Annotated in this window: 6 protein-coding genes; 3 read left to right on the top strand and 3 right to left on the bottom strand. The window is 37.1% G+C overall.

Going from position 1 to position 11,166, the window contains the following annotated elements:
* Positions 1–12 precede the first annotated feature (12 nt).
* A complete protein-coding gene (locus A3EM_RS45500) occupies positions 13–2,688 on the bottom strand; it encodes a T9SS type B sorting domain-containing protein (RefSeq protein WP_083925172.1) in 2,676 nt (891 codons plus the stop codon).
* A 394-nt stretch (positions 2,689–3,082) separates the two neighbouring features.
* On the opposite strand from A3EM_RS45500, the gene A3EM_RS0103995 reads away from it, so the two are divergent.
* Both A3EM_RS0103995 and A3EM_RS0103990 read left to right on the top strand, forming a co-directional pair.
* Positions 3,083–3,604 (top strand): hypothetical protein, encoded by a 522-nt coding sequence (locus A3EM_RS0103995; protein WP_020526879.1) that lies wholly within the window; start codon positions 3,083–3,085, stop codon positions 3,602–3,604.
* A 175-nt stretch (positions 3,605–3,779) separates the two neighbouring features.
* A complete protein-coding gene (locus A3EM_RS0103990; RefSeq protein WP_020526878.1) occupies positions 3,780–6,008 on the top strand; it encodes a metallophosphoesterase family protein in 2,229 nt (742 codons plus the stop codon).
* Between the two features lie 148 nt (positions 6,009–6,156).
* Here the strand turns inward: A3EM_RS0103990 and A3EM_RS0103985 are convergent, their stop codons facing one another.
* Positions 6,157–7,155 (bottom strand): gluzincin family metallopeptidase, encoded by a 999-nt coding sequence (locus A3EM_RS0103985; protein ID WP_020526877.1) that lies wholly within the window; start codon positions 7,153–7,155, stop codon positions 6,157–6,159.
* Between the two features lie 237 nt (positions 7,156–7,392).
* Here A3EM_RS0103985 and A3EM_RS0103980 point away from each other — a divergent pair, with 237 nt between their 5' ends.
* Positions 7,393–7,650: a hypothetical protein gene (locus tag A3EM_RS0103980; RefSeq protein ID WP_020526876.1), complete on the top strand. Its 258-nt coding sequence runs from the start codon at positions 7,393–7,395 to the stop codon at positions 7,648–7,650.
* Positions 7,651–7,678: 28 nt separating this feature from the next.
* On the opposite strand, the gene A3EM_RS0103975 is transcribed toward A3EM_RS0103980, so the two are convergent.
* Positions 7,679–10,825, bottom strand: a complete 3,147-nt coding sequence (locus A3EM_RS0103975; protein WP_083925171.1) for a CHAT domain-containing protein — start codon at positions 10,823–10,825, stop codon at positions 7,679–7,681.
* Positions 10,826–11,166 lie beyond the last annotated feature (341 nt).

Genomic DNA, 11,166 nt, shown 5'->3' with positions numbered 1-11,166 from the left:
GCCCTTACTTCCTTAATTGGTATTTGGGCCAACCAGAGAAATGGTTCCTTTGTAAATGGATTCCGTAAACTTGATGACATAATAATAGACTCCCTGAGGATGCCCTACCCCATCCCATTGAAAATTTCTTTCCTCACTGTTAAAGATAATATCTCCCCACCTGTTGGAGATTTCAACAAATTCAAACCTGTCTTTGCAGGTATCTTTGGGGAGTTCCGTAATGTAATACGTATCGCTTTTGCCATCTCCATTGGGTGTAAATGCATTGGGGAAAGCTTCCAAATCTTCCCTTAGGGGATCAATTACTTTTAGCTTTAGAAGAGCGGTATCAGCGGCTTCCAGGCCACATTTCTGACTATTTCGGGCTATTATCTGCAAAGTAAATTCTGTGGCAGCAGAATCATTGAGCATACTACAGTCCGTAATCCAGTAAAACTCAGATTTCACTGGAGATTTCCCCGTGACATTTTGAGTAGTCATACCCAAATCTGCCAGATTGAATCCCATTCCTGAAATCGTGACATCAAGTTCATCCGACCCAAAATCTCTTCCAAAAATATCCAGGGAAATATCCTGGCCTGCTTCAATCGTTTCGGTGTAAATCAAAGCTTCATGATCATATTTTGCTCCGTTAATGCTCAATACGGGAGCTTTTGCCGGATCAGGTACAAATATCAGTTTCAATTTTAATTTAACGGTATCCGCAGTAATAGCATAACAATCATTGTAATCGGAGCTTACAAAAAATAATTCCAGAGTCTGCATATTTACGCCCTCATTTACGCCCTGAATATCACTACAGGAGGTTTGCCACATAAATTCTGAGGTAACTTCTCCAAAGCCAGAAACATTGCCAAATACCATCCCTTTTTCCAGGAAATTAAAATCACTTCCAAATCCGGTAAGGGTAATGCTGTCACCATCCGGATCAAATCCCCGAATATTCAATTTGTACAAATCTCCTACAATTACCGTATCACAATATGCACTCAATTTACCATCGAAGGAAAGTCCATCTGCAGAAACCTGAGGAACTTTATTCGGCTCTGGAATATGAACCAGGTTAATTTTCACTCTTGCAGTGTCAGTAGATTTAATTCCACAAGCCCCATAATCCTGAAGCAGGAAATCTATCTCAAAGGACTTTTCCTCAATTCCCGGTCCCATGTTAGCACAGGTTGGCACCCAACTAAATCCAGCTTCCACAGGGGCAATTCCGGAAACATTATTCAATTGCATGCCTTCAGTTCCAAAATCAAATCCATCGCCAATGGCTTTCATGACCACACTATCCATATCCTCATCCAAACCCAGCATTTTAAAATCAAGGGTATCTCCCAAAATCAATGTGGTTTCATATACCTTCAATTCATTGTTAAAGCTCAAATCTTCACTTTTCAACTCAGGAGGGGTATTGGGCTCCCGAATATCGAAAACCAACCGGAAAGTATCCACTAATGGCAAGCTACAGGTATTGTCCCCTACCAATACCTCAACTTCATAAATTTCATTTCTAATATCGGGGCAATCTTTTATACATAGCTGAAGTTTTGCGGTATCTCCGGGATTAATCATTCTTTGTAAATCCCCTAAAATTTCCAGTTCGTTTGTTTTGAAATTCTTTGGAATCACTCTGGTATAAACTCTGGTTTGAGGATCGGGATCTGTAACAAAAACTTCGATACAGGCATCCCCTTTCCCTACCTCATAAATCAAAGTATCTACATTGTTGAATAAGGTTCCATCAGAATTTTGTGCCATCACTGTGGGTGCATTGGGGATTGGACAATCGACTACCAACATCTGAAAATCTCTCACCACTTCACCTATTTTTTCTCCATTTCTGAACTCCTCACATTTCACTGAAAACACAAATAAGCCCAGCTCTGAAGGAGTGAGGCTCAGGATTCCCGTTTTAGCATCAATGTTTAAAGGAGGACTTCCTTTGATCATACTATCTAAACCGTATGTGGGTAAAAATTCTACTGTGGAATAAGGTCCCGGCCTTGGGTTTGGCGCAGGATCATCCGGGGTGGAGAACCCATTAATTGGAGTGGCAATAGCATAACTTAAGGAATCATTATCGGCATCTTCACCAGAAAAGTCAAAAATAAAAGGTTGGTTGATACAGGCATAATCACTTAAGGGAGGAAATAATTTGGGGGAGGAATTAATGAAAGGCGCCCCATCTTTTATTAAAGGCGGGAATTCCAGGTAAAATGTTTGCCCCGCATCTTCAGGCCTTAAAATATTCTCGATTATGTCATTCCGGCAACATCTTTCAAATGCCATATAATACCCTTCAGGATCACTAAAATCATTGGGTGCGAGAAAAAATTCACCTGCATAATATACCTTACTTGTTTTTAACGAACCAATAGCACATTCAGGAACCGTGTAATTTACCGGGACAACCTCACGCTGATATAATATATAATTTCGGATTCTGGAATTATCGGATTTTCTAAATATGGCAATACTTACACTTTGATCTTTGGCGCCCTGTTGACCATTTATTTCATCAAAATAAAGTAGTAAACCAATTCGGTATCTATTGTTTTCAAGATGGGTAAGTTCCATTTCCCCACCTACTATATGAGTAGCAAAAAGATGAGTTGTCGGGATGAGGGAAAAGAAAATTAGCCAGAGCATGAGCCCTGAAGGTTTCAGTAGTAAATATCTTCTCATAGTTTCGGTTTTTAGCTTTATCTGATCCTTGAAGGAATCAGACTTTATCTTCCAAATTCAGCTGTTGTCTAAGGTAACCCAAAACGTTTTGCCAAAAAAATATGGAAAAATTTATTAACTAAATGCTGATCAATTTAATCAATATTTCCCTTTCTTTTCATTATTTCCCAATCTTTCTGTCTGTAAAACGTGAATTGCAGGTTACCTTAATAATTACATTTTTAAAGCAGATCTCCCTAAATTTTCATCAAAAAATCTTTAGAATTTGGAAGAAGTAATAATTTTGGGCTGGAATATCAGTTGGAAGGGGAATAAACTTCCATTTTTTCTATTTAGATCAATACCATGGATCACTATCACCGAAATACATCGGGGATTGTAGAATTTTTTTAAAATGAAACAAGCAATCAACATCATAGCCTTTCTTGCCTTTTCAGGATTTATCACCTATTTATATCTCCAAAATAAGGAGGAATGGGAGACCAAATACTCCAATTCTTCCAGCAAACTGGACAGCCTGGAAAATCTATCCGCCACTTTAAGTGAAAAACTTGCAAAAATTGAAGAAGACAACTTTGAGCGGGACAGGGCTATGTATGAATATAGATTTGATCCTTTCGATAGTGATAATTTCCGAATTTATGGACTTTACAGGGATGTAGAAAAAAGATACTCAGTACTGGATGTGGCCTTAAAATTTAATATCACCAATAGCAAAGCCATCAAATGGAATGATGTAATGGGAGAACGATGGTTTATTGTTCCGGTGAAAGGCATGCATTACCTCACAGAAGAGGATACCTATACCAACCTGGCTGCCCGGTATTATGAAGAACCTTCCGATTCGGTATTGATACCCCGATTCAATCTCGATCCTTCTCCCGGCAAGTTTGTTTTTATCCCATTTGGGAAATAATTGTTCCTTATTTTCATGAAAGCACAGGACATCCGGAAACATTAATCTGACTAAATTTCCTTTTCAATGCCCATTGGTAACAATTTTTTGTTATCCTGAAATTTAATTGCCTTTAGGTTTCATACCTAAAGAACAAATGGGGTATTTAAATTGAAAATGAAAAAAATCAACCCTCATGAAAAGACGAAACTTTATCAAAAACTTAGGACTTTCCGCTCCTTCGGTATTGGCAACCTCCTCACTAATTACTTCCCCACATAGTTTTACTCCTGCCTACAGCTATGGAAAAATTGAGCACCTGGATGAGGCTGTTTCTAAAAAAGGGGAGATAATGGTAAGACTGGAATTCAGGTCCTCTGAAATACCCGATATTTCCTCCACCAAAGACAAAATAAAAATTAAAAATGGAAAACTTTCTAAAAGCAAATCCTACTTTTTTGAAAATGGGGAAGATAAATTTGCCAGTGAAGACATTAGCCTGCAAGTCCAATCCAGCGGGGAAAATGTAGATATTTTAGTCCTCTGGTTAAATGAATTTTCTCCCAAAACCGAAATTAGTTTTAAACATGCAAAAGGGAAATATACTTTTACCCTTCAGCAATTGGTAGATCATGAGGAGTTTGCTCAAATTTTCGGTAAAACCAAAATTACGTCCAACCTATTACTCGATAAGGAAATTGGAGAACTGGATTTAAAAGAAATAGGAGCCAAAATTCCTGGTGATACCTTCAGATTTGTAATTATGGCAGACCCCCAGGGGGGCGATCCTAAAGAAAAAGGGAACCATCCAACCAGAATGAAAATCCATAATGCCTGGATAGAAGAAAGTATCGTACAGGCGAATAAACTAGATCCTGAGCCGGTTTTTTCCATAATGCTTGGAGATATTGTAGATGGACAGGGTCAGGAAGCCAACTTCCAAAGTATGGAGGCGTTTTTTAAGGAATTAAAATCTCCCATTCTGTATGCGGTTGGCAATCATGAGACCAGGTATAAGGCTGAATTTACTCCGGGATATTATATGGAGGAATTCAACAATTTTTTTGCTGCTCAGAAAAAAATCAATGGTTTGGAGCTTATGCTTTATTCCTTCAACCTGGGCAAATGGCATTTTATAGTCTGGCCAGATCCCCTTAGAAATAATTTTTGGGAAACTCATCCTCATTATTTCGACTGGCTGGAAGAAGACCTGGAAAAACATAAAGACAGACCAACTATTTTCATGCAACATGTCCCCTCCCACCCGATTGGCATCAACCCACTCATTAATTATGCAGAATCGGTAGAAGTCAAAAGGACATTGCTTGCGCTCTTAACCAGACATAGCAATGTGAAATACAATTTTAGTGGCCATGTGCATATTCCCATCAAAGCTTCTTTCAAAACTGCAGTTGAATATAAGGGAATGAAAATGATTAACCTGCCGGCTGCGGGTTACAGACCAAGGGCTTTTGGAGAAGAGGATTTCGGAGGCGGTCCCTGCCAGGGGATTTTGGTTGTGGATATTAATGATGATCAGGCAAAAGCCACCTTTAAGACCGTGACTCAGGAAGTCTATGAATATCCTGAAACCCTGCCCAAATTTGAGGAAGAGAAATATAAATTATGGCTCAATTATAAATTTGAACTCCCAGCCTCGGATAAATTAGTGAATGGTGACTTTAAAAATGGAATTGAAGGCTGGACAAAAAGGTTTGTTTATACCGAAGATAAAAATCCTTCCAATATTTGTGAGATAAGGGATAATCATGGACAACCCTGTTTGTATCTGTTTTCCAGGAAAAGAGGCTACGATATCCCCGGTCAGGACAGGCTTCCCCAAACGATCAACAGAATTTCCCAAACAGTAAAACTGAAACCCGGTGAGTCTCCCTCTATTTCCCTTAATTACCAGATTGATAAAGCATTTTCAGACCAGGTAGATTGGTGTGGAGCCTATATCTGGATTGAAGGCTTTGACCGGTCTTTCAAAAAACTTAACCTTATTTACTGGACGGGAATTGCCTATGGTGGTTTGGGCGGTAGGTTTAACCAAAGTGAATTCTGTAAAAATGTGCATTTGAAAATGGCGGATCAAAATACGGAAACCCAACAGACGCATTTAAATATTCTGAAAGATTTTGAGAAGAACTCCACATCCAAATTCCATAACTTAAACCTGGATAAACTCACCATTACACTAGGCACCTGGACCATAAATGACGGACAGGATTTTCCCTATGGTATTTATTTTCGGGATATTCAATTGAATTATGGAAATTCAGAACCCAGTAAAAGTGGAAATACGCTAATAATGCCCAAACCCGATAATGAAATCTGGTGGATGGGAAAATATTTTCCTTTTACCCACATTGCCGGTGAACACCAGTATATTTTAAACTCAAAAAAAATGGGAAATTCGTGATATGCGTTACACATTGTTGAAATCTACCTCTACAAAGGTCCTTAATTTGATTTCATAAAAGTGTTGACAAATAAAAAACAGACATGAAAGCTCCGGGAGATTCCTACAAATCAATTATGCTGGTTTCTTTTTACAATTCCTGTAAAACTCAAATCACCCTACGCCTGATGAAACTTTCTTTGATTAGCCCGGCTAAAATGGGATTGTCGTAATCCATGGCAAAACCTGCCATTTGGGTTATCAATAAAGCCATAGTGGGTTTTACTTCTTTTTCATTGGCAATGGTAAAAAACAGTATTTTTGCCAATTCCCCACTAATTTTCATCAATAACATTGTGGGATTGTTAGTCTTATTTTTCTCCAAAGCATATTGAAAATAATTGGCGAGAACTTCATACATTCCACCAGAAAAAACTACGGAAAATTCATATTTCCTGGATTTATTCACTTCATCATATTTCACCAAAACATTTATATCTCTTAATCTGTTTTGGTAGAATTCCTCACCAATGGTAGTCAGCACTGATTTTTTGGATAAATCGGAGCCAGTAACTTTTAGTATATAATTGCATAAAACCAGCTGAGAAAGGAAAAGAAAAACTACACACAAATCACAAAAAGCTTCCTTTATGGCTCCTGCCTCCGTATCCGTTTTTAAATCATGCCAGGCGGGTTGGAGGGCATCATAAATGGCATGAGCCGTTTCGTGAGCCACAATATCAAAAGACCTGCAAGCATATTTTTTATAAGGAGGAATACCGTATTTGCAAAGTTGAACTGCCCGCTCTTCTTTCACATAATACGCATTTATATCTTCATCATAATAAGGGTAAAGTAGCAAGGGTAAATTTTCTCCTTTCCTATTCCATGACCATTTTATGGCCTTGCCTAAAAGTTTTTCACCATACTGCAGCATCATTAGGGACACCCCATATGTATGTATTAAATCTTTCAATTGTTCAGTATTAAAGAAATCTGTAATTTCTGGATGCGATACAGTCAACAGATTTTTTATCTGTTTTCCTCCACAACAGACTTCTATGGGCCATTTTTCTTTAGGCAAAGTAAGATCTACATTCACCATACCCAAGTCTGATTCGGCAGGATCCTGGCCCCAGATTTTTATGATTTTCCTTTGATTATTCATTCACCCATTATTCAATGAAACCCAGGTTTATTAACTTGTTGATTGACTTACAAATCCCTGACAACATCAAAAAAACAGCACTTAAATAAAGCTTTATCTATCAGGCCTGCAATTCTCCACCTTTAAATTTAAGCTTAAAAGATAGCTGAATAAAAAAATTTTGAATTTTTCAGGAGACCTATAAGAAAATACTGCATAGACAACTATAACTTATTGTTCACTTAAAACCATAAAACTATGCCAGAAGGTGAAATTTTAGATGCCCGGGATGATGGGGCTAATGGAACTGAATTCGGATATTTGCGAGTAATTTCAGTTCCGCCAAAAACTTTTCCAACTGTTAAATTATTTAAGCAGCCAGATGGCACACCTTTAGTCGCTGGACAACTTGTTAGGTATAATGTTGAAGCTGCTCAAATAACGTTGAGTGGTCAATCATTTACATTACCAGTTGCCACTATTGAAGAAGTATTATCTTCGTCATCTTCCACTTAAAAAACTTTCCTTAACGGGTATCAAAAGCCTAGGCAGATGCCTTGGCTTTTCTTTTTATATAAAAAAAGAAAAAAATCAACCCAGTCGCAATCACAATACAAAATATCAACCAACTATTTTTAAAAAAGCCTCTTGTGGTCAATGCTTCTTTTTCTCCAAGCAGGATAAAAGCAGCCCAATTCGCAGGGTCTGCAGAAATTTCATCCGCCTGATGAATATAGTTAATTTTAGCCTGTTGCAAGGCCTCATCTACCTGTTTTCCATCTGCAAGTTCTTGATAGAACCCACCCATAATATCAGCTGAAAAATTATCATTTATTTTCCAGAGTGTATTAACTACAGAAGGCACTCCTGCATAAACAAATCCCCTGGCCATACTGAACACCCCTTCGCCTGTATATTGTTTTCCCAATCCACTTTCACAGGCACTTAGCACCACCAGTTCACTTTTCAAATTCAAATTGTACAATTCGTGACTATATAAGTTTTTATTTGCCATATCATCCTCTGGTGAGTTAAAAATCAAGCGGGTATTGTACTTATTTTCAGCATCTGCCTCACCGTGAATGGCCAAATGCAGCATTTTATAATTGGGTGCTTTTTCCATGAAAATTTCCTTTGTGGCATCTTTGCCTGAAAAAAATGCTCCACCTACATATTTGGATATGGTTTCCAGCTCTATGGCAGTTCCGGGCAACTCCCTGAATTCATCATCCCTGAAAATACTGAAATTACCAGCCAGTTTATCTTTGTCCAGTTCACGGGAAAAACTAAAGGCGAGCACCTCTCCCAGCCCTTTATCCCTATTCTTATGAGGCATTGTATTGAACAATCCTGCACTAAAATGATAGCTTGTATTATAATCGTATAAAAAATAGGGGGCATTCCTGAAATTCATTATTGAATCCACAGGTCTGGTAATAAAGCTTTCGAATGGAATAAAGGAAAGCAAACCATCAGGAACGAGGACAATTCTCTCCACAGTTTTTGAATTTAAAACTGGTTGGAAAGGCTCTATAAGCACATTATATAAATACCAGGCGGAATTTAACAGTTGTTTTTGCCTTTCCACTTTTGAAACATTCGAATTCGAATGTTTCAAACAGGCTATATAGGTATGGATATTTTCCTGAAAGTTTGGAGAAATATCAATTTTATGCATGATCATTTCTTCCTTATTCATTCCAATGCAATAAATCGCCTCTTCCCCATACAAATAATTTATCAGGCCGGAAGCACTACCTCCTAAATGCTGTTGTAATTCTGAAATTTCAGTTTTGTTTGCCTGGCCCAATTGCTGATATTGTGGATAATTGTTTTCCAGACTTTCCACTAATTTTTCCAATTCCCGGCTTATCTCGAATAAGCGGCTCTGGGCATTCTTTTTTTCTTCTTGATTTTCCGTACCAGTAATGATTTTATTGTTTTTCTCCTGCTCAAAAATTAATTGCCTCCTTTTTTCCATAACAGAATCAGGAATTCCTGAAGAATTGAGGATTTCGGCATATTGAAAGGATTCTGATAAAATTGTTGCTTTTCTGGCTTCCAAAAATTCAAAGCACAAATGGATATACTGGTCATCCCGGGTAAGGAGAAATAGCTGATACCCACAATCCAGAGCATATTCATATAGGTTAGCATTTTCATCCAATAAAAGTAGTTTTGACCCTTCATGAAAATAAGAAACCTGATTGGTATAAATAAGTTTTTTTGCCAATAAGCAGGTATTTAAAGCAGCCCGTAGGATGGCTTCCTTCTCAGTTTTTGCCGATAAGTCGGCTTTTTTCATCAGGGCTCTGGTTTTCTGTTTTAACAGCACAATTGTAGTGAGATCGGTATTTAGCCAGGATGCCTCAGGATTGCTCAACAAATCGCTTGCATGAAGGTTTTCTATAGGAGAAAACAGGGCTTTTTGATAGTAAACCAATGCGGAATCAGGATCGTCATTTTCAAGGTACAAATCCCCAAACCAGTTATAAATATCAGCAACTTTTTGGTGAGATTCATTATAAATGTCCCTCCTTATCTCCAATGCTTTATTTAAATAAAATTTCCCTGAGTCTGGTTTTGTATGACCATAAGACATTCCGATATTACTAAATAGTGCTGATTTTAAAATATAATTGGGTTCTTGCAATCTATTTAAAACCCTTAGAGCTATAAAATAATACTTTAAAGCATCATTATATTCAGATAAATTAAGGTAACATGTACCAACATTAGTTAAAGCCTTAACCCTAAGCTCAGATGGTTCTTGCTTATTTATTTTTCCCTCTAAATCAATTGCTATTTCATAAAATTCGGAGGCTTTTTGATAGGCTTTTTTCTCAAAATAGATATTAGCCAGACCATTATAAGCCTTGTAAAGGCTTATATTGTCATTGAAATTATTAAAAATTTCAATGGCCTTTTTTGAATATGTTAAAGCATTCTCAAAATCGCCTTTTTTGCGGTTAACCATTGAAAGCATGTTATAATTTTTGGCAATTTTTAATTCATCTTTTGGAGACTGATTTTCATAAATATTCTGGGCACTTTTAAAATATAAATCCGCTTTTTTATTATCGTGAAGCACATAATAAGATAAATCACCCAAACTCTGATAACTATCTGCCACTAGTATATGGTCCTTACCTAGTTTTTTTATCCTGGTATTTAATCCTTGATTATAATGTATCAGGGCATTTTCCGAATCATTAGTATAATCAAAACATTGTCCCAGGAAATGATGAGCTTCCGCCAATATCAGACTGGAATGATCAAATCTTTTTGATGCCGAATCGAGCACAAAATTTAAAATTGAAAAAGATTTTTTGTATTGTCTTAAGCGCCTTTGGCAGTATCCTGTTTTAATTAATGCAATAAAATAGCCGTCCTCATTGTTTTCCGACTTAAACTTTTCACTGGCACTAGTATAAGCATCTATAGCTTCAGCAATTTTATTTTTTGCCACCAAGTCATCACCCTGGTCCAGGTATTCATAGTTTTCCGGAACCAACATCTGTTTTATGGAATCAGAAATTAATGTGGTTGCCTTACTGTTGACTACAGTAATTTCAGGATAGGGATTATCCAGGGATAATGATTTGGCTTTCCCATAAAACCCAAACCCTAAAACTAACCACATACAATAAAGCATTGTGCAAAAAACACGCTCAGCGGGATAGTGATTCATTAGACGGTTGTTTAAAAATTAGCCAGTAAACAGGTGAAAAAGTAATAAATACACTTTAACTGTAAAACCCTAAGGTTAAGAATACAAATTTAACAATATAAACAACTGGAACTCAATAAGAAACTTTTTTTTATTAAAATCCTGTGTATCTGGATAGACCATTAATTAGGCTTTTTTCAAAAGGAGCATAACTTAACACTTGTTTTTCTCCTCTAGGATAAACCAAAAGTTTATTGATCACCCTGGCCATTGCCGGAATAAGTAAACCTACACTTTTCAACTGACAAAATTCCAGATTAAATTAAAAACCCGAATTATTTAAGCCCGTCCCATCCACCAGG

The sequence above is a fragment of the Flexithrix dorotheae DSM 6795 genome (assembly GCF_000379765.1).
In the GTDB taxonomy this organism is placed as follows: Bacteria; Bacteroidota; Bacteroidia; order Cytophagales; family Flammeovirgaceae; genus Flexithrix; species Flexithrix dorotheae.
This window is presented reverse-complemented; position numbering and strand designations above follow the sequence as displayed.